This is a genomic window from Nonomuraea rubra (assembly GCF_014207985.1).
Classification (GTDB): Bacteria; Actinomycetota; Actinomycetes; order Streptosporangiales; family Streptosporangiaceae; genus Nonomuraea; species Nonomuraea rubra.
The window spans coordinates 4,288,582-4,307,415 of record NZ_JACHMI010000001.1 but is presented as its reverse complement, the minus strand read 5'-3'; the positions used below and the strand labels follow the sequence as shown (position 1 = coordinate 4,307,415).

The following is an 18,834-nucleotide window of genomic DNA, read 5'->3' as shown; positions in this document are numbered from 1 at the left end:
AGCCCCGCTTATCCTCCCGGAGTAGGAGGTTCCCGGCTCTCACCTGGTCTTACAGTGAAGCGGTGCGCATAGATCGGAGCAGGCTCCACGACACGGTGCTCGCCGGGGTGGTGGCAGCGGCCTCCGTGGCGCTGTACGCGCTGTACGGGCCCGATCGGCTGCAGGCCGAGGGGTTCCCGGCCGAGGGCATGCGGCAGCCGGACGTGTTCGGGGCGCTGCTGCTGGTGGCGGCGTCGGTGCCGGTGGCGGTGCGCCGCCGCTGGCCGCTGTCGGCGCTGTGCGCGGGGCTGGTGCCGGAGACGCTGCTCAACGCGCTCGGCTACGGCACCGGCATGTCGAGCCTGGCGGGGATCGTGCTGCTGTATTCGGTGGCGTCCTACCGGGGGCTGGCGGTCGCGCTGGCGGGGCTGGTGCTGTCGCTGGTGACGTACCTGGCGGGCGCCGCGTCGAGCCCGGTCAGGGCGGGCAGCCCGAGCGAGTACGTGGTGACCGCCGTGGTGCTGGTGGCGGTGTGGGGGGCGGGCCGGAGCCTGCGGTTGCGGCGGGCGTACCTGGAGGAGCTGAAGGACCGGGCGGCGCGGCTGGAGCGGGCGCACGCGGCCGACACGCGGGCGGCGCGGGCGGAGGAGCGGTCGCGGATCGCGCGGGAGCTGCACGACGTGGTGGCGCACCACGTGAGCGTGATGACGGTGCAGGCGGCGGCCGCGCGGCGGGTGCTGGCCTCCGATCCCGACCTGGCGCGGGAGGCGCTGTCGGCGATCGAGCACACGGGGCGGCTGGCGATGGCGGAGATGCGTAACATCGTGGGCGTGCTGCGTACCGACACCAGGGCCGACGCGCGGGCGGAGCTGGGGCCGCAGCCGGGGGTGCGGGATCTGCCGTCGCTGGTGGAGCAGATGCGGGAGGCGGGGCTGCCGACGCGGCTGCTGGTGGAGGGCGAGCCGGTGGCGCTGCCCGCGGGCGTCGACCTGGCGGCGTACCGGCTGGTCCAGGAGGGGCTGACCAACAGCCTGCGGCACGCGGGCGCGGGGGCGGAGGCGGTGGTGACGGTCCGGTACGAGCCGTACGAGCTGGACGTGCGGGTGGAGGACGACGGGCGGGGCGCGGCACAGGAGATGGAGCTGTCGTCGCCGCCAGGGCATGGTTTGGTGGGCATTCGAGAGCGGGTGGCCCTCTATGGTGGAATCCTCAACATCGGTCCGCTACCGGGGGGCGGTTTCGAAGTGCGGGCGAGGCTCCCGTTGAAGGACGGCCAATGACGATCAGAGTGCTGCTGGTGGACGACCAGCCGCTGCTGCGTACCGGTTTCCGCCTGATACTCGAGGCCGAGCCCGACATCACGGTGGTGGGCCAGGCGGGCGACGGCAAGGACGCGCAGGAGCAGACGAGGGCGCTGCTGCCCGACGTGGTGCTGATGGACATCCGGATGCCCGGGGTCGACGGCATCGAGGCGACCCGCAGGATCGTGCGGGAGGCGGCGCCGTCGGCGCACGTGCCGAAGGTGCTGGTGCTGACGACGTTCGACCTCGACGAGTACATCGTGGAGGCGCTGCGCTCCGGGGCGTCGGGGTTCCTGCTGAAGGACGTGCCGCCGGACGAGCTGGTGCAGGCGATCCGGGTGGTGGCGGCGGGCGACGCGATCGTGGCGCCGAGCGTGACGCGGCGGCTGCTGGACCGGTTCGCGGCGCGGCTGCCGTCGGCGTACGAGCAGGCGGCGCCCGCCCGGCTGGACCGGCTGACCGAGCGGGAGCTGGAGGTGCTGCGGCTCATCGCCAAGGGCATGTCGAACGCGGAGATCGCGGCCAAGCTCGTGGTGAGCGAGACGACGGTGAAGACGCACGTCGGCAACGTGCTGACCAAGCTGGGGCTGCGTGACCGCGTGCAGGCGGTGGTGCTGGCCTACGAGACGGGGCTGATCACGCCGGGCGCCATCTCCTGACGACGCCCGGCGCCGTCAGGATTCAGCCTGTCGTGACGCCGGCCGGTTTCAGCCTGTCGTGACGGCAGGGCTGCTCGGCGTCGCCTGCTCGGGGGCGTTCTCCGGGAAGTGGCAGGCCACCCGGTGGCCGTCGGCCAGCTCCGCCAGCGGCGGCTCGACCTGCTTGCAGATGTCCTGCGCCTTCCAGCAGCGGGTGTGGAAGCGGCACGCGGGCGGCGGGTTGAGCGGGCTGGGCACGTCGCCGACGAGCCGGATGCGCTCGCGGTCCTTGCGCGACTTCGGGTCGGGCACGGGCACGGCGGACAGCAGCGCGTTGGTGTACGGGTGCATGGGCGACTCGTACAGCCGCTTGCGCTCGGCGATCTCGACGATCTTGCCGAGGTACATGACGGCGACGCGGTCGCTGATGTGCCGTACCACCGACAGGTCGTGGGCGATGACGACGTAGGTCAGGTCCAGCTCGTTCTGCAGGTCTTCGAGCAGGTTGACGACCTGGGCCTGGATGGACACGTCGAGCGCGGAGACGGGCTCGTCGGCGATGATCAGCTTGGGCTTGAGCGCGAGGGTGCGGGCGATGCCGATGCGCTGGCGCTGCCCGCCGGAGAACTCGTGCGGGTAGCGGTTGTAGTGCTCGGGGTTGAGCCCGACCAGCTCAAGGATGTCCTGGACGGCCTTCTTGATGCCGTTCTCGGTCTTGACGCCCTGGATGCGGAAGGGCGCGCCGACGATCGCGCCGACCGTGTGCCGGGGGTTGAGCGACGAGTAGGGGTCCTGGAAGATCATCTGCATGTCGCGGCGCAGCGGCCTGAGGCGGCCCTGCGACATGTGGGTGATGTCCTCACCCTCGAAGATGATCTTGCCGGCGGTGGGTTCGAGGAGCCTGGTCACCAGCCGTCCGGTGGTGGACTTGCCGCAGCCGGACTCCCCCACCAGGCCGAGCGTCTCGCCCTTGAACACCTCGAAGTCGATGCCGTCGACCGCCTTGACGGCGCCGACCTGCCTTTTGAGCAGGCCCTTGGTGACGGGGAAGTGCTTCTCCATGTTGTGCACGGAAAGAAGCGGCTCGTTGTCGCTCACTGAGTCTCCAGCGCTGGCTTGATCTCGTTCTCCCACAGGTCCCGCCGTTCGGCCTTGTCGAGGTGGCAGCGCACCAGGTGGCCGCCCTCGGTCTCGGCCAGGACGGGTACCTCGGTCCTGTCCTTGCCGCCGGTCTTCTCCGCGTACGGGCAGCGCGGGTGGAAGGCGCAGCCGGACGGCACGTTGATCAGCGACGGCGGGGAGCCCTTGATCGGCATGAGGCGGTCGGTGGGCTCGCGGTCCAGGCGGGGCATCGAGCCCAGCAGGCCCCACGTGTAGGGGTGTTCGGGGCGGTAGAAGATGTCGTCGGTGGTGCCGTACTCGACGCACTTGCCGCCGTACATGACCAGGATGTCGTCGGACAGCTCGGCGACGACGCCCAGGTCGTGGGTGATGATGATGAGCGCGGAGTTGAACTCGCGCTGCAGGTCGCGCATGAGGTCGAGGATCTGGGCCTGCACGGTCACGTCGAGCGCGGTGGTGGGCTCGTCGGCGATCAGCAGCTCGGGATCGCACGACAGCGCCATGGCGATCATGGCGCGCTGGCGCATGCCGCCGGAGAACTCGTGCGGGTAGGCGTCGACGCGGCGCTGCGGCTCGGGGATGCCGACCCGGCCGAGCATGTCGACGGCGTGCTTGCGGGCGACCTGCTTGGAGACGTTGTTGTGGATCCGGTACGCCTCGATGATCTGGTGGCCGACCGTGTAGAACGGGTGCATCGACGACAGCGGATCCTGGAAGATCATCGCCATCTTCTTGCCGCGCAGCTTGCGCACGTGCTCGGCGGAGGCGCCGATGAGCTCCTCACCGTCGAGCCAGATCTCGCCGGAGAGCCTGGCGCGGCCGCCCTTGTGCAGGCCGAGCACGCCGAGGCTGGTCACGCTCTTGCCGGAGCCCGACTCGCCGACGATGCCCAGCGTCTTGCCGCGCTCGACGCCGAACGACAGGCCGTCGACGGACTTGACCAGACCGTCGTCGGTCGGGAAATGGATCTTCAGGTCCTTGACGTCAAGGAAGCTCATGACAACCTCACCCTCGGGTCGACCACGGCGTACAGGAGGTCGACGACCAGGCTCGCGACCACCACGAACATCGCGGCGACGAGCACGACACCCATGACCTGGGGCAGGTCCTGGTTCCTGATCGCCAGGATGGCGAACTGGCCGAGCCCGGGCAGAGTATAGGTGGTCTCGGTGAGGATGGCGCCGCCGATGAGCAGGCCGAAGTCGATGCCGAACAGGGTCAGGATCGGCGTGAGCGCGGCGCGCAGGCCGTGCTTGGTCACGACCTGGTTCTCGCGCAGGCCCTTGGCCCTGGCGGTGCGGATGTAGTCCTCGCCCATCGTCTCCAGCATGCCCGCGCGGGTCAGCCGCGCGTACGTCGCGGCGAACAGGAACGCCAGCGTGATCCACGGCAGCAGCAGGTTGTAGGCCCACTGGGCGGGATTGACGGTGAAGTCCGTCCAGGCGCCGCCGGGCGGGGTCCAGCCGAGGCCGTAGCTGAAGACGACCAGGGAGATCATGCCGGTGAAGAAGATCGGCAGGGACACGCCGGCGAGGGCGGTGCCCATCGAGATCCGGTCGAAGATGCTGCCTCTGCGCAGCGCGGACAGCACGCCGACGCTGACGCCGCCCAGCACCCACAGGATCGCGGCGCCGATGGCCAGCGAGAAGGTCACCGGCATGCGGTCCACCAGGTCGGGCCAGACGGGCTGGCCGCTGATGAAGGAGTAGCCGAAGCAGGGCGCGGGGCACTGCTCGACGCCGGCGCCGTAGTCGTACTCGGCGCCCGCGAACAGGCCCTTGACGAACCTGCCGTACTGCACGACCACCGGGTCGTTGAAGCCGAGCCGCTCCGCGACCAGTGCCACGGTCTCCGGCGTGGCCGCGCGCCCGACGTAACGCGAGGCGAGGGCCTCGGGTGTCGCCCCCGCCCACTGCGGCACCACGAAGAAGATGCCGAAGGTGACCATGCTGATCACGATCAGCATGGCGAAGGCGCCGATCAGACGCCTGATGATGTATGTGACCACCGCTGTCGGCCGAGTGGCCCGCCCGCCGCGGGCGGGCCACTCCTGCCTTCACCTGCCTTCGCTAGATCCCCGAACCTGGTCCAGTGATGGGACGCGTCACTGGACGCCGAGCATGACGTAGTCGTACATGCTCTGGCCCTCGTTGTAGGCGAGGTTCGTCACGCCCTGGCCGCGCATCAGCAGCGACTTGGCCCACACCACCGGAAGGATGGAGGCGTCCTCCATGACCTTCTTGTCGACCTCGACCCACAGCTTGGCGCGGGCCGTGGCGTCGAGCTCGGCGGAAGCCTGGTCGATCAGCTTGTCGACCTCGGGGTTCTTGACGCTGAGGTTGTAGTTGCCGGCGTCGCGGATGGTACGGCTGTCGACGATGGCCTGCATGAAGCCGTAACCGTCGGGCCAGTCGGAGCCCCAGCCGTGGGTGGCCAGGCCGATGCCGTTCTCCTTGACGTAGTTCACGTTACCCGCGTAGTCGGAGAAGTAGCTGGAGGCCGGGAAGCCCTTGAGCTCCAGCTTGATGCCGACACGGGCCAGCGCCTGCTGCATCGCCTCGGCCAGCGCCTTCTCGCGCGGGCGGTCGGAGCGGAACGACATGTTCGTGGTGAAGCCGTTCGGCTGGCCACAGGCGGCGAGCGCCTCCTTGGCCTTGGCCACGTCACCCTTGTTCTCGGGGGTGGCGTACAGGTCGAACTTCTCCTGGCCGACGATGGGCGGCGGCATCACGTTCGTGGCGATCTCGCCACCGGCCACCGGGCCTCCGTAGGCGGTCTGGTTGGCGACGCGGTCGGCGGCCCACATGACGGCCTTGCGGCAGTCGAGGTTGTCCAGCGGCTTGGTCTCGGGGATGACCGACACGTACCAGAGCCTGGGGATCGTCGGGTTGTCCGTACGAGCCTTCAGCGCCGGGTCCGGCAGGACCTTGCCGAGTGCGGCGGGCTGCATGCCGGTGCCGGGGATGTCGAGCTGGACGCTGCCCGAGATGAGCTGGTTGTCCAGGTCGTCCGCGTTGACGTTGAGCTGGACCTCGATGCGGTCCGGCAGCGCGGGACGGTTCGGGTCCGTCGCCGGGTCCCACTGGTCGTTGCGGACCAGGGTGAAGCGCTTGCCGATCTCGTTCGTCTCGAACTTGTACGGGCCCGAGGAGACGACCTTCTCCTTGTACTTGGCGCCCGTGTCCTTCGCCTGCGGCACCGGAGCCGTCATCGGCATCTGGACGACGTAGTCCATCGACGCGAACGGCTTCTTCAGGTGGAAGACGACCGTGCTGTCGTCGGTGGCCTCGACCGCCGACTTGTAGTCCACGTCAGGGGTCTTGTAGACGCCCTTGAAGTCCTCCGGCCACGCGAGCAGCTCGTTGAGGTAGGAGGGGCCGTGCGTGAAGGTCTCCTTGTCGAAGGAGCGGGCCACCGCGTACGCCACGTCCTTGGCGGTGATCGGCGAGCCGTCCTCGAACTTCAGGCCGCTCTTGAGCTTGTACGTCCACGTCTTGCCGTCGGGGCTGGGCTGGCCGAGCCCTTCGGCGAGGTCCGGGACGACCGTGTTGCCCTCGGGGCCGGGACCCGGCTTGTACATCGTCAGCGTCCGCCAGTAGAACCGGCCGAAGTTGAACGAGTAGCCGTAGTACGTGTCGGCAGGGTCGAGGCTGTCCCAGTCGGAGGAGTGGGCCGCCTTGAGCGTCCCGCCCTTCTTCGTGGACGGGTTCCACACCTGCGTCAGGGCGGCGTTCGCCACGGGTTGCGCGGCGCCGCCCGCCGCCGACTGGGCGGGCTGGCTGGGAGTGCCGCCACCTCCGCCGCCACAGGCGGAGAGCACCAAGGCGAGCGCCGCTGTCGCGGCTCCTGCCAGTGCGTGTTTCCTTCTCATTGACTAACCCCTTGGTGAGTGGGATGCGGGGGATGAAGCGTTGGCGGGCTCAGTGTGCCCGAGGGTCGAAGGCGTCCCGGAGTCCGTCGCCGAACAGGTTGAACGCCAGGACGGTGATGAAGATCGCCAGACCCGGGAAGAGCACGAAGTGGGGCAGCGTGTAGAAGCGGACCGCCTCGGAGAGCATGCCACCCCAGGTCGGGGTGGGCGGGTTGATGCCGACGCCGAGGAAGGACAGCGCCGCCTCGAAGAGGATATTGGTCGGGATGAGCAGGGTCGCGTACACGAGGATCGGCGCGATCAGGTTCGGCAGCACCTCGCGGAACAGGATGTAGCCGTGGCGCGCGCCGAGGCTCCTGGCGGCGTCGACGAACTCGCGCTCGCGCAGCGAGAGCGTCTGGCCGCGCACGATGCGGCCGATGCTGGGCCAGCTGAAGAAGCCGATGATGAAGATCAGCATGGCGATGCGCAGGCCGTCGCCCTGGAGCCCGAACCCCTCGTTGGGCATGACGCCCACCAGCGCGATGGCGAACACCAGCAGGGGGAAGGCCAGGAAGACGTCCATGATGCGGCCGATGACCTGGTCGACCCAGCCGCCGAAGTAGCCGGCGACGACGCCCATGACGGTGCCGATGATCACCGACACCATGGTGGCGAGGAAGCCGATCAGCAGCGAGATCCAGGCGCCGGCGACGATCCGGCTGAAGATGTCGCGCCCGTTGACCGGCTCGACGCCGAGCAGGTACTCGCTGCCCATGCCACCGAAGTCGCCCGCGGGCAGCAGCGTGTTCGGATCGATCTGGTCCTGGTGGAACTCCAGCGGCGGGTGCCCGAACAGGGAGATGATCGGCGTGGAGAAGATCGCCACGAGGATCAGCAGGAGCACGACGACGCCACCGCCGAGTGCCACCTTGTCGCGGCGCAGGCGCATCCACGCGATCCTCGTCAGCGATCGGCCCTGGATGGCCTTGCCCGCTCCCTTGAGCACCGACTCCGGATGTGCCTCCGCCGCGGAACCGGAAACGTCTAGCGGTGCGGTCATGCCGAGATGCCCCCTGGTACAAGACAACGCTGTCTTAACGCGTGGTTACTGTAGACCCGACTCGCGGACCTCAGGAGGCAGAATCTATGGCCTGAGCTGCTATGACTAGTCCCTCAGGCCGCTATGTGGCTAATCTGTGATTGTTGCGAAACTGATTCGTATCGATCTTGAACGAATGTCCTGAACAGGTTCCGGTTGCGTCTCGGAACCGTGACACAAAGACCTCCGGCAAGTGGATCAGCTGATGCCGCGCCGCTTGAGGAGCTCCTCGATGTCGGAGAAGTCGTCCTCGCCCTTGCTCGCCGGCTTCTGGGAGACGGCCGGCTGCTGCGGCCTGCCCGCCGCCTGCTGCGGCTTGGCAGCGGCGGGGGCCTGCTTGGCGGGCCCGCCCTGGGCCGGCGCGCCGCCGTCGTCGCTCTTCTTCTTGCGGCTGAGCGACAGCCGCCTGCCGCGCATCACGCCCGACACCACGAACAGCACCACCGACAGCCCCGCCACGGCCACGCCGGCCCACACGGACGGGTTGAACACCAGGCCGGTCACGAAGCCCACCACGGTGGTGCCGATCCGCCACAGGGCCTGCAGCGCGCCCGTGAGGTAGGCCGCGACCGGCAGCAGCGCCCACGCCGTCACCCGCAGGCCCGCGGCCGCTCCCCTGCGCCTGAAGGCCAGGAAGGCCAGCGCCAGCCCGGCGATGGTCACGCCGGCGCACAGCGGCAGCCAGGCGATCGCCTCGAAGTTACCCATCTCGCCGCCCCCTCGTCATCGCTCGCTCGTGCCCTCCATCCTGGCACGCGGAGGCTCGTCCGCCTCCTCCGCGAGAACCACATTTCCCTTAGGGGTAACGCGTCAGGACGGCAGAAGATCCCTGAGATCGGCGACCCCGACCTCCGTCAGGGACGGGACCACCAGGCGGCCGGCCGCCGGCTCGATCGGCAGCAGGCTCGGCACGGCCACGACGGCGCAGCCGGCCGCGGTCGCGGCGGCCACGCCGTTCGGGGAGTCCTCCAGGACCACGCACCGCACCGGCTGCACGCCGAGCAGCCGGGCGGCCGTCAGGTACGGCTCCGGGTCCGGCTTGGTACGGGTCACGTCGTCGGCGGTGACCACGACGTCGAAGCGGTCCCGGCCGACGCTCTTGAGCACCGCGTCGGCGATCTCCTTCAGCGAGGAGGTGACCAGCCCCACCGGCACCCCCTCGGCGCGCAGGCCGTCGAGCAGCTCGGACGCACCAGGCATGACGTGCACCCCGGCGGTCAGCCGGCTCACCATGCCGGTGACCATCCACTCACGCACGGTCTCCGGCGGCACGGCGGCGCCCGAGACGGCCAGCATGTAGTCGACGGTGCGCTCCATCGAGCCGCCCACCAGGTGGACCTGGTGCTCGGGCGTCCACTCGGCGCCGAGCCTGGCCATCACCTCGGTCTCGATCCGCAGCCAGACGCGCTCGCTGTCGACCAGCAGGCCGTCCATGTCGAAGAAAACCGCTTGCATTCCTGCCCCCCGATCGGTGCTGCCACCCGCCATGATGGTTGTCCGGGCTGAACGGCGGGCGGGCGGGACGTCTGCTGTCAGACGTTGAAGTACTTGGCCTCCGGGTGGTGGGCGACCAGCGCCGAGGTGGCCTGCTCGGGGTGGAGCTGGAACTCCTCCGACAGGGTCACCCCGATGCGCTCGGGCGCGAGCAGCTCGAACAGCTGCTTCTGGTCCTCCAGGTTCGGGCAGGCCGGGTAGCCGAAGGAGTAGCGGCAGCCCTGGATGTTGACCTTCAGCATGTCGTCGAGCGACTCCTCGCCGCCGATGCCCCACTCCGAGCGGACCCGGGCGTGCCAGTACTCGGCCAGCGCCTCGGTGAGCTGCACCGACAGGCCGTGCAGCTCCAGGTAGTCGCGGTAGGCGTCCTTGGCGAACAGCTCGGCCGTGGCCTCGGAGATCTTCGCGCCCATCGTGGCCACCTGGAAGCCGACCACGTCGACCTCGCCGGTGTCCTTGCCGCGGAAGAAGTCGGACAGGCACAGGTGCCGGTCGCGGCGCTGGCGCGGGAAGGTGAAGCGGGTGCGCTCGCTGCCGTCGTCGTCCAGGATGATCAGCGAGTCGCCGTCGGCGACGCACGGGAAGTAGCCGTAGACGACGGCCGCCTCCAGCAGGCCCTCGGTCTGCATGCGCTCCAGCCACATGCGCAGCCGCGGCCGGCCCTCGGTCTCGACCAGCTCCTCGTAGCCGGGCCCGTCGCCGCCCCTGGTGGGCTTGAGCCCCCACTGGCCGAGGAACAGGGCCCGCTCGTCGAGGAAGGCGGCGTACTCGTTCAGCGAGATGCCCTTGACCACGCGGTCGCCGTGGAACGGCGCGCGCGGGACCGGATTGTCGGCGGCCACGTCGGAGCGGGCGGGCAGCTCCTCGACGGGCGTGCGGACGAGCGTCGCGCCGGTCTTGACGCGCCGCTCGCGCAGCGGCGGCAGCGTCGCGCCCTGCACGCCGCGCTTGACGGCCATGAACGCGTCCATCAGCCGCAGCCCCTCGAACGCGTCGCGGGCGTAGCGCACCTCGCCCTCGAACAGCTCGGCCAGGTCCTGCTCGACGTAGGCGCGGGTCAGCGCGGCGCCGCCGAGCAGCACCGGGTACTTCTCCGACAGGCCCCTGGAGTTCATCTCCTCCAGGTTCTCCTTCATGATGACCGTGGACTTCACCAGCAGCCCGGACATGCCGATGACGTCGGCCTTCTGCTCGTCGGCGGCCTCGAGGATGGCCGAGACGGGCTGCTTGATGCCGAGGTTGACGACCTGGTAGCCGTTGTTGGACAGGATGATGTCGACGAGGTTCTTGCCGATGTCGTGCACGTCGCCCTTGACGGTGGCCAGCACGATGCGGCCCTTCGTCTCGCCCTCGACGCGCTCCATGTGCGGCTCGAGGTAGGCGACGGCGGTCTTCATCACCTCGGCCGACTGGAGCACGAACGGCAGCTGCATCTGGCCGGAGCCGAACAGCTCGCCGACCGTCTTCATGCCGTCGAGCAGCACCTCGTTGATGATCTCCAGGGCGGGGCGCTGCGCCAGGGCGGCGTCGAGGTCGGCCTCCAGGCCCTTGCGCTCGCCGTCGATGATGCGCCGCTTGAGCCGCTCCCACAGCGGCAGCGCGGCCAGCTCCTCGGCCTTGCCGGCGCGCATGGCGGCGGCGTCCACGCCCTCGAACAGGTCCATGAACTTCTGCAGCGGGTCGTAGCCCTCGCGGCGGCGGTCGTAGACCATGTCGAGCGCGACCTGGCGCTGCTCGTCGGGGATGCGCGCCATCGGCAGGATCTTGGAGGCGTGCACGATCGCGGAGTCGAGCCCGGCGTTGACGCACTCGTTGAGGAACACCGAGTTGAGCACCATGCGGGCGGCCGGGTTGAGGCCGAAGCTGATGTTGGACAGGCCCAGCGTGGTCTGCACGCCCGGGTAGCGGCGCTTGAGCTCGCGGATGGCCTCGATGGTCTCCAGGCCGTCGCGCCTGGTCTCCTCCTGGCCCGTGGCGATGGGGAAGGTCAGGCAGTCGACGATGATGTCCTCGACCCGCATGCCCCAGTTGGCGGTCAGGTCCTCCACCAGGCGGGTGGCGACGCGGATCTTGTGGTCGGCGGTGCGGGCCTGGCCCTCCTCGTCGATGGTCAGGGCGACCACGGCCGAGCCGTGCTCGCGCACCAGCCGCATGATCTTCTGGAAGCGGGAGTCGGGGCCGGCGCCGTCCTCGTAGTTGACGGAGTTGACCGCGGCGCGCCCGCCCAGCATCTCGAGGCCGGCCTGCAGCACCGCGGGCTCGGTCGAGTCGAGCATGATCGGCAGCGTGGAGGCGGTGGCGAAGCGGAAGGCCAGCTCCTTCATGTCGGCCACGCCGTCGCGGCCGACGTAGTCGACGCACAGGTCGAGCATGTGGGCGCCGTCGCGGGCCTGGTCGCGGGCCGTCTCGACGCAGTCGTCCCACCGGCCCTCCAGCATGGCCTCGCGGAAGGCCTTGGAGCCGTTGGTGTTGCAGCGCTCGCCGATGGCCAGGTAGGAGGTGTCCTGCCGGAACGGGACGGTCTGGTAGAGCGAGGAGGCGCCCGGCTCGGGGTGCGGGCGGCGCTGGGCGGGCTCCTTGCCGCGCACGCCCTCGACGACCTGGCGCAGGTGCTCGGGCGTGGTGCCGCAGCAGCCGCCGACCAGGGACAGGCCGTAGTCGCGGGTGAAGGTCCGGTGGGCCTCGGCCAGCTCCCCTGCCGACAGCGGGTAGTACGCGCCGTCGGCGGTCAGCACGGGCAGGCCGGCGTTGGGCATGCAGGACAGCTTGAGCCGGGAGTGGCGGGCGAGGTAGCGCAGGTGCTCGCTCATCTCCGCCGGGCCCGTCGCGCAGTTGAGGCCGATGATGTCGACGCCGAGCGGCTCGATCGCGGTGAGCGCCGCGCCGATCTCGGAGCCGAGCAGCATCGCGCCGTTGGTCTCGATAGTCACCTGCGCGATGATCACGATGTCGCGGCCGGCGTCCTCGATGGCCCGCCTGGCGCCGACGACGGCCGCCTTGACCTGCAGCAGGTCCTGGCACGTCTCGATGATCAGCGCGTCGGCGCCGCCGGCGATCAGGCCGGCCGCGTTGTCGCGGTAGGCGTCGCGCAGGCTCGCGTACGGCAGGTGGCCGAGGGTGGGCAGCTTGGTGCCGGGGCCCATGGAACCGAGCACGAAGCGCGGCTGGTCGGGCGTGGCCCAGTGGTCGGCGGCCTCGCGCGCGATCCTGGCGCCGGCCTCGGAGTATTCGAAGACACGGTCGGAGATGTCGTACTCGCCGAGCGCGGCCAGGTTGGCGCCGAAGGTGTTGGTCTCCACGCAGTCGACGCCGACGGCGAAGTAGGCGTCGTGCACGCCGCGCACGATGTCGGGGCGGGTGACGTTGAGCACCTCGTTGCAGCCCTCGTGCCCGTGGAAGTCGTCGATCGTCGGGTCCTGGGCCTGGAGCATCGTGCCCATCGCTCCATCGGCGACGATCACACGCTGGGCCAACACTTCTCTGAAGGTCGGGGAGATGCTCATGGGGTAGAGCTTATCGGGTGCGCCTCGAGCGCTGCTCGGGCGCGGGCGCGGGTGGGCCTTTTCCCGCATCCTGCGATAAACGCTATCGTACGAGGCGTCAATTGTACGTGGCGTCCAATTGGGGGCTCGTATGGCCTACCGCACCGTCCTCGTCGGCACCGACGGCTCCGCCTCCTCCTTCCGCGCCGTCACGGCCGCCGCCTCCCTGGCCGCGGCCACCGGCGCCACGCTCGTGCTGGCGTGCGCGTACCTGCCCATGCGGGAGAGCACGCGGGCCGCGGCCGCCGACCGGCTCGGGGAGCTGGCGTACAAGGTGAGCGGCTCCACCCCGGCCGACGACGCGCTGCGGGCGGCCCGCGAGCACGCCGTGGCGGCGGGGGCGCCGGAGGTGCTGCTGGCGGCCGAGCAGGGGGAGGCGGTGGACGTGCTGGTGTCGCTGGCTTCGCGGCACGGGGCCGATCTGCTCGTGGTGGGCAACCGGGGGCTCAACAGCCTGGCGGGGCGGCTGCTGGGGTCGGTGCCGTCGGGGGTGACGCACCGGGCGTCGTGCGACGTTCTCATCGTCCATACGACGGCCGGGGGGCGCTGAGCGGGCCCTTCGCGCTCCGGGGCGGCGACGCGGCCGCCGGCGGCTTCCGCGCGCCAGCCGCACGGCGCGCCAGCCGCACAGCGCGCCGCCGAGCACGCCTGCCGGCCCGACAGCACCACGCCGCGCGCGAGCGGTCGCGCGGCGCGCCCCAGAGTGCACGGGTCGGCGCCACAGCGCCGCGCCGAGGGCGCGGGCTCCTCGGCTCCGCAGCGCCGCGCCGAGGGCGCGGGCTCCTCGGCTCCGCAGCGCCGCGCCGAGGGCGCGGGCTGGTCGGCTCCGCAGCGCTGCGGCGAGGGTGCGGGCCGTAGGCGCGGTGTGCCGACGAGTTCGCGGGGCGCGAACGGCGGCGGCTCCGGCGCGGGGTGGTGGCACGGGTGGGCGGGGTGCGGCGGTTGGCCGACACGCCCGTGCGGGGCGGGCGCGGGCCCGCCGGGGATGGGCCGGCGGGCCGTTCACCAGGCGTTGGGCGGCGTTCGGGACTGTACGGCGCCGCCGGTCCCGCGATCACGTGCCGCCGGGCCGCCCCGCTCCCCCGCCACCTCGGCCGTTCCGGAGGCGCGTGCCGGGCGGCGTTCGGGGAGAGATCGGTGACGGCGATGCCTGCTTACCGCATAGGCTTAGCGGGACGATGGAGAGAGGAGGCGACACGTGATAGAGCTCGAAGGGCTCCCCGAGCTCGTCGACCCGGTGCTCATTGCCGCGTTCGAGGGGTGGAACGACGCGGGCGAGGCTTCCAGCGGTGTGATCGCCCACCTCGAGTCGGCGTGGAAGGCCGAGCCGCTCATCGCGCTCGACCCCGACGACTACTACGACTTCCAGGTCACCAGGCCCGTGGTGGAGATGAGCGACGGGCTGACCCAGTCGATCGTGTGGCCGACCACGCGGCTGCTGCGCGCCCGTCCTCCGGGCGTGGAGCGCGACGTCGTGCTGCTGCGCGGCATCGAGCCCAACATGCGCTGGCGCTCGTTCTGCGACGACATCATCTACATCTGCCGCGAGCTGGGCATCGAGCTGGCCGTGATGCTCGGCGCGCTGCTCAACGACTCGCCCCACACCCGTCCCGTGCCGATCCTGGGCGGGGCGACCAACGCGGGCCTGGCCCGCTCGACGAACCTGGAGCTGAGCCGCTACGAGGGCCCGACGGGCATCGTGGGGGTGCTGCAGCACTCGTTCGGCAAGGCCGGGCTGGACGCGATCTCGCTGTGGGCGTCGGTGCCGCACTACGTGGCCCAGCCGCCCAACCCCAAGGCGACGCTCGCGCTGCTGCGCCGGCTGGAGGACGTGCTGGAGATCCCGATGCCGCTGGGCGACCTCGACGAGGAGGCCCGGGCCTGGGAGCGCGGCGTGGACGAGCTGGCCTCGCAGGACAGCGAGGTGGCCGAGTACGTCAAGGAGCTGGAGGAGCGCAAGGACGCGGCCGAGCTGCCGGAGGCCAGCGGCGATGCGATCGCGGCCGAGTTCGAGCGCTACCTGCGGCGTAGAGATCGCGACACTGACAGCTAACCTTCAGGGATTAGGTTCGACATCTTTTCCCGCTTTCGGGTAATAATCGGGAACCCGTATAAGTTTGCACCAAGTTGGGATCCAAGATTTAAGCATCCATAACTCCCGGGATCGTCCGGGACGTCGGCTTCGCACGTGATGCCTGCTCAACTGACCGCGCACGTTAGGCATGCCATGGCGACACCCCACGTAGACCCGCACCACAGGAGCCAGGACACCAGGCAGCGGGTCCTCCAGATGGCCGTCTCGCTCAGGGAGGACCGCACCGGCGGATCGGTGGACTACTTCCTCGCCCTGCTGCAGGACCGGCTCCCACTCTGGCTGAGCATTCTCCACGATCTCTCCCACCGCATCGGAAAAGAGTCCGTATCGGACAATCTTCTACCAATCGCTCGTGCGGGGATTGACTACTACATAGATGTACAAAGTGCGGCACTGCCCGCCTTCACCTCTCCGAACGTGACCGTCCGCTTCCGCCAGGCCATCCGCGACAACGGGCTCGGGCCGCGCACGGAGACCGCGCCGCTGGCCGCGTACCTGGCGGCCGAGCAGCGGCTGGGGCGGGTGCGGGCCGACGTGGACCCGGAGGCGAGCGCGCGGCTGCTGGTCGCGGGCTGCTTCCATCGGGCCTACATCGAGATGTTCGTCGGCGCGGACGCCGGGCCCGCCCGTGAGGTCAGCGCCCGCGAGATCGTACGGGAGCTGCGGCTGGAGCCCGTCCCCCAGCCCGCCTGACCAGCGGGCCGGATCACGGCCCGGCGAGCGCTGCGAGGTGAACGCCGCGAGGTGAACGCCGCGAGGTGAACGCTGCCCGGCGAACCGCCGCCCGGCGCGCCGCCGTGCCCCGCCTCGGCACCGTGCCCCGCGCCGCCGCCGCACCCGGCGCCGCCCCAGCTCCCGGAATCGGTGAGTCCGGCGGCCGGGGGCTGGGACGATGAGCTCGGGTCAGGCGTGGCGTGCGGGCTGGGGTTCGGTGATGGTGGTGTGGTGGTGGTGCAGGGCCTGGTCGTAGCGGTGCCAGATGAGGGCCGCCACGTCCGGGTCCGCGCCCAGCGGGCCGCTGACCAGGCCGGCGCCCACCGAGGCGAGGCGATCGTGGAAGAAGCCGGGCGCCAGCACGTACGAGGCGACGGCCACGCGGGCGGCAGGCGTCGAGCCGAGCCGTTCCATGGCCTCCTCCAGCGACGGCGTGCCCGCCGAGGCGAAGGCGGCCGTGACCGGGCGCGCCAGGCGTACGGCGAGCAGGTGGGCGGCGGCGCGCACGTCGGCGAGTGCCGAGGGGTCGGACGAGCCGGCGGCGCCGAGCAGGACGGCGTCCGTGGAGCGCAGGCCCGCCCGCGCCAGCTTGCGCGCCAGCGCCGAGGTCAGCAGCCGGTGCGGGCCGAGCCAGCCGGCCACCACCGCGTCCGGGCGGTGCTCGGCGAGGACCTCGGGCAGGTCGATGTGCACGTGGTAGCCGCCCGCCAGCAGCAGCGGCACCACGACCACCGGCCCGGGGACCGCGGGCAGGACCTCCGCCAGGAGGGGCGAGCTGATCTCCAGGTAGCTCAGCTCAACGCGCTGCCCGGGGCGGGCCCGGCGGACCGTGTCCGCCAGTGCCGACAGGGTCCGCTCCCCCTCGGGGCTGCGCGTCCCGTGTGCGGCCAGGACGAGTGCGGGCGTCACCGGCTCACTCCGGCGCGCCTGCCGCGTCCGGGCAGCGTGGTGCCCCAGGGCATGGTGTTCTCCTCGTGGTGATGATGGTGGTGGTGCGGGGCGCCGGGGATCAAAGGCCTGCCTCGTACTGGCAGGCGAGCCGGTAGCCGCGCTTGACCACGGTCTCGACGATGCCGCTGGGCCCGAGGGCGCGGCGCAGCCGGGTGATGGCCATCTCGACGGCGTGCTCGGCCGAGTCGCGGGCGACGCTGCCCGGCAGCACCGTACGCAGGTCGGCCCGCGACACGACGTGCCCCGGCTTGTCGGCCAGGCGCTTGAGCACCGCCATGGGGGCGGGCGGCAGCGGGCGCAGCTCGCCGTCCACGACCACGGCGTGGCCGCGGATCTCGAGCCGGTGGTCACCGGCCGTGAGGCGGGTGACGCCGTGCTCGGGCAGGTGGCGGGCCAGGGCGCGGGCCAGCGCGCCGAGGCGGGAGCGGTCCGGCTGGAGGGTGGGGACGCCGCGCGAGGCGAGCGGCTCGGCCGTGACGGGCCCGACGCAGGCGGCCACGACCGGCCCGCCGAACGCGGCCAGCAGCGACTCCTCCAGCCCTTCCGACCTGGCGGCGCCGAGCATGGCGTGCACGGCGGGCGCGCTGGTGAAGGCGACCGCGTCCACGGAGCCGGAGATGGTCTGGCTGATCAGGCGGCGCAGCGGCGAGATGTCGCGGTACGGCAGCCACCGGTAGACCGGGATCTCGATCACCTCGGCCCCGGCCTCGCGCAGCGCGGCCACGAAGTCGCTGAGCGGCTCGCCGTGCTGCTGCACCGCGATGCGCCGCCCGCGCAGGTCCTGGGCCAGGAGGTACTCCTTGACCTCGTTGCACGACTCGGTCGAGGGGGTCCAGTGGTCGTTGAGGCCGGCGGCGCGCACCGCTCCCCTGGCCTTGGGGCCGCGGGTGAGCAGGCGGGCTCCGGACAGGTGCTCGCCCAGGTCGGCGGACAGGCCCCAGCCCTCGGCGGCGGCCATCCAGCCGCGGAAGCCGACGCCGGTGGTGACCACGACGTCGTCCAGCGGCCCTTCCAGGCTCTGCCGGGTGGCGGCGAGCAGGTCGGCGTCCTCGGCCAGCGGGACGAGCCGGATGGCGGGGGCGCTGACCACGCGCGCGCCGCGGCGCTCCAGGAGCGCCCCGAACTCCTCGCGCCGTCTGGTCGCGGTGACGCCGATGGTGAAGCCCGCCAGGGCGTCGGGCGCCGTCTCCGGGGAGGAGCCGCCCTCGAGGGGAAGCGCGCTCATGCCTGCACCTCCTGGTAGTCGAAGAGGCCTGGCCGGGCCCCGAGCACCCGGCCAGGCATCACAGGCGCGTGTGACGCAAGTGAGATCACCCTCCGATACTGCTTTCGGGTGGTTTCACCACTGGGTCTCTTCTGTTACCGCTGTGCTACAAGGCCTGACCTTCGCGATTGGCGGGGCGCACTCCAGGGAAGCGTTCATCGTGACGATCGCGGCCTATCGGGGAGTTGCGGGTGACGATCCGGCCAATTCGCATGTTCGATGATCCGGTGCTCCGCTCGGTCGCGGCGCCGATCCAGGATTTCGATCGGGAGCTGAGACGGCTGGTCAAGTCGCTGACCGCGACCATGCGGGCGGTGCCGGGGCGGGCCGGGCTGGCGGCGCCGCAGGTCGGGGAGCCGGTGCGGGTGGTGGTCTACTCCTACGACGGCAAGTCGGGCCACCTGGTCAACCCGCGGCTGGAGCTGTCGGAGCGCAAGGTGACCGCGGACGAGGCGTGCCTGTCGGCGCCCGGCGTGTGGTGGCCACTGGAACGCTCCTACATGGTCACGGCGCGTGGCCGCGACATGTTCGGCAAGCCGGTCACGGTGCGGGCGCTCGGGGTGCTGGCGAGGGTGCTGCAGCACGAGGCCGATCATCTCGACGGGGTGCTGTTCAGCGACCACCTCGAGGCGGCCGAGCGCGAACGGTTCCTCGCCGAGGCCCTGCCCGCCGGTGGCTGAGCACTCCCGGGAGTGCCTGCCCATGGGCGGCAGGGCGGTGCCGGGGACGCCTGCCCGCCGGTGGCCGGGCAGTCGCATCGGCGCCTGTCCGCCGGCGGCGGG

At 71.0% G+C, this 18,834-nt stretch carries 16 protein-coding genes; 6 read left to right on the top strand and 10 right to left on the bottom strand.

All coding sequences use genetic code 11. From position 1 onward, the window contains the following. Positions 1 to 62 precede the first annotated feature (62 nt). Entirely contained in the window at positions 63 to 1,259 is a 1,197-nt protein-coding gene (locus tag HD593_RS63460; protein WP_185103528.1) for a sensor histidine kinase, read from the top strand. Beyond that, a complete protein-coding gene (locus HD593_RS19650; RefSeq protein WP_185103527.1) occupies positions 1,256 to 1,939 on the top strand; it encodes a response regulator in 684 nt (227 codons plus the stop codon). Before HD593_RS63460 ends, HD593_RS19650 begins: the two co-directional genes overlap by 4 nt. 48 nt (positions 1,940 to 1,987) lie before the next feature. On the opposite strand, the gene HD593_RS19645 is transcribed toward HD593_RS19650, so the two are convergent. The 8 genes from HD593_RS19645 to metH form a co-directional block, all read right to left on the bottom strand. Further along, on the bottom strand, positions 1,988 to 2,980 hold the full coding sequence (locus tag HD593_RS19645; protein ID WP_221525949.1) for an ABC transporter ATP-binding protein: 993 nt from the start codon (positions 2,978 to 2,980) through the stop codon (positions 1,988 to 1,990). A gap of 32 nt (positions 2,981 to 3,012) precedes the next feature. Continuing rightward, on the bottom strand, positions 3,013 to 4,038 hold the full coding sequence (locus HD593_RS19640) for an ABC transporter ATP-binding protein (RefSeq protein WP_185103525.1): 1,026 nt from the start codon (positions 4,036 to 4,038) through the stop codon (positions 3,013 to 3,015). Next, a complete protein-coding gene (locus HD593_RS19635; protein WP_185103524.1) occupies positions 4,035 to 5,048 on the bottom strand; it encodes an ABC transporter permease in 1,014 nt (337 codons plus the stop codon). Before HD593_RS19635 ends, HD593_RS19640 begins: the two co-directional genes overlap by 4 nt. Before the next feature lie 96 nt (positions 5,049 to 5,144). After that, on the bottom strand, positions 5,145 to 6,911 hold the full coding sequence (locus HD593_RS19630; RefSeq protein ID WP_185103523.1) for an ABC transporter substrate-binding protein: 1,767 nt from the start codon (positions 6,909 to 6,911) through the stop codon (positions 5,145 to 5,147). Positions 6,912 to 6,960: 49 nt separating this feature from the next. Beyond that, on the bottom strand, positions 6,961 to 7,953 hold the full coding sequence (locus tag HD593_RS19625; RefSeq protein WP_185103522.1) for an ABC transporter permease: 993 nt from the start codon (positions 7,951 to 7,953) through the stop codon (positions 6,961 to 6,963). A gap of 237 nt (positions 7,954 to 8,190) precedes the next feature. Further along, the gene (locus HD593_RS19620) at positions 8,191 to 8,700 is read right to left on the bottom strand and encodes a cellulose synthase (RefSeq protein WP_185103521.1); all 510 of its coding nucleotides are present in this window, start codon (positions 8,698 to 8,700) and stop codon (positions 8,191 to 8,193) included. A gap of 102 nt (positions 8,701 to 8,802) precedes the next feature. Continuing rightward, positions 8,803 to 9,447 (bottom strand): HAD family hydrolase, encoded by a 645-nt coding sequence (locus HD593_RS19615; RefSeq protein WP_185103520.1) that lies wholly within the window; start codon positions 9,445 to 9,447, stop codon positions 8,803 to 8,805. A 77-nt stretch (positions 9,448 to 9,524) separates the two neighbouring features. Next, positions 9,525 to 12,989, bottom strand: a complete 3,465-nt coding sequence (gene metH, locus HD593_RS19610; RefSeq protein ID WP_185103519.1) for a methionine synthase — start codon at positions 12,987 to 12,989, stop codon at positions 9,525 to 9,527. A gap of 130 nt (positions 12,990 to 13,119) precedes the next feature. Here metH and HD593_RS19605 point away from each other — a divergent pair, with 130 nt between their 5' ends. From HD593_RS19605 to HD593_RS19595, 3 genes are all read left to right on the top strand, one after another. After that, positions 13,120 to 13,578, top strand: coding sequence for a universal stress protein (locus HD593_RS19605; RefSeq protein WP_185103518.1), 459 nt, complete (start codon positions 13,120 to 13,122; stop codon positions 13,576 to 13,578). 648 nt (positions 13,579 to 14,226) lie between these two features. Next, positions 14,227 to 15,081, top strand: coding sequence for a PAC2 family protein (locus HD593_RS19600; protein ID WP_185103517.1), 855 nt, complete (start codon positions 14,227 to 14,229; stop codon positions 15,079 to 15,081). 459 nt (positions 15,082 to 15,540) lie between these two features. Then, positions 15,541 to 15,816 carry a TetR/AcrR family transcriptional regulator C-terminal domain-containing protein gene (locus HD593_RS19595; protein WP_185103516.1) on the top strand — a complete coding sequence of 92 codons (276 nt, stop codon included), beginning with the start codon at positions 15,541 to 15,543 and terminating at the stop codon, positions 15,814 to 15,816. 210 nt (positions 15,817 to 16,026) lie between these two features. On the opposite strand, the gene HD593_RS19590 is transcribed toward HD593_RS19595, so the two are convergent. Together HD593_RS19590 and HD593_RS19585 are read right to left on the bottom strand one after the other, a co-directional pair. Continuing rightward, positions 16,027 to 16,746 carry a sirohydrochlorin chelatase gene (locus tag HD593_RS19590; RefSeq protein ID WP_185103515.1) on the bottom strand — a complete coding sequence of 240 codons (720 nt, stop codon included), beginning with the start codon at positions 16,744 to 16,746 and terminating at the stop codon, positions 16,027 to 16,029. 100 nt (positions 16,747 to 16,846) lie between these two features. Then, a complete protein-coding gene (locus HD593_RS19585) occupies positions 16,847 to 18,013 on the bottom strand; it encodes a uroporphyrinogen-III synthase (RefSeq protein ID WP_185103514.1) in 1,167 nt (388 codons plus the stop codon). A gap of 230 nt (positions 18,014 to 18,243) precedes the next feature. On the opposite strand from HD593_RS19585, the gene HD593_RS19580 reads away from it, so the two are divergent. Then, a complete protein-coding gene (locus HD593_RS19580) occupies positions 18,244 to 18,732 on the top strand; it encodes a peptide deformylase (protein ID WP_185103513.1) in 489 nt (162 codons plus the stop codon). Positions 18,733 to 18,834 lie beyond the last annotated feature (102 nt).

Coding starts and splice junctions, on each gene's coding strand:
- HD593_RS19650 (WP_185103527.1), top strand. CDS start 1,256: ATGACGATCAGAGTGCTGCTGGTGGACGACCAGCCGCTGCTGCGTACC.
- HD593_RS19645 (WP_221525949.1), bottom strand. CDS start 2,980: ATGGAGAAGCACTTCCCCGTCACCAAGGGCCTGCTCAAAAGGCAGGTC.
- HD593_RS19640 (WP_185103525.1), bottom strand. CDS start 4,038: ATGAGCTTCCTTGACGTCAAGGACCTGAAGATCCATTTCCCGACCGAC.
- HD593_RS19630 (WP_185103523.1), bottom strand. CDS start 6,911: ATGAGAAGGAAACACGCACTGGCAGGAGCCGCGACAGCGGCGCTCGCC.
- HD593_RS19625 (WP_185103522.1), bottom strand. CDS start 7,953: ATGACCGCACCGCTAGACGTTTCCGGTTCCGCGGCGGAGGCACATCCG.
- HD593_RS19620 (WP_185103521.1), bottom strand. CDS start 8,700: ATGGGTAACTTCGAGGCGATCGCCTGGCTGCCGCTGTGCGCCGGCGTG.
- HD593_RS19615 (WP_185103520.1), bottom strand. CDS start 9,447: ATGCAAGCGGTTTTCTTCGACATGGACGGCCTGCTGGTCGACAGCGAG.
- metH (WP_185103519.1), bottom strand. CDS start 12,989: ATGAGCATCTCCCCGACCTTCAGAGAAGTGTTGGCCCAGCGTGTGATC.
- HD593_RS19605 (WP_185103518.1), top strand. CDS start 13,120: ATGGCCTACCGCACCGTCCTCGTCGGCACCGACGGCTCCGCCTCCTCC.
- HD593_RS19585 (WP_185103514.1), bottom strand. CDS start 18,013: ATGAGCGCGCTTCCCCTCGAGGGCGGCTCCTCCCCGGAGACGGCGCCC.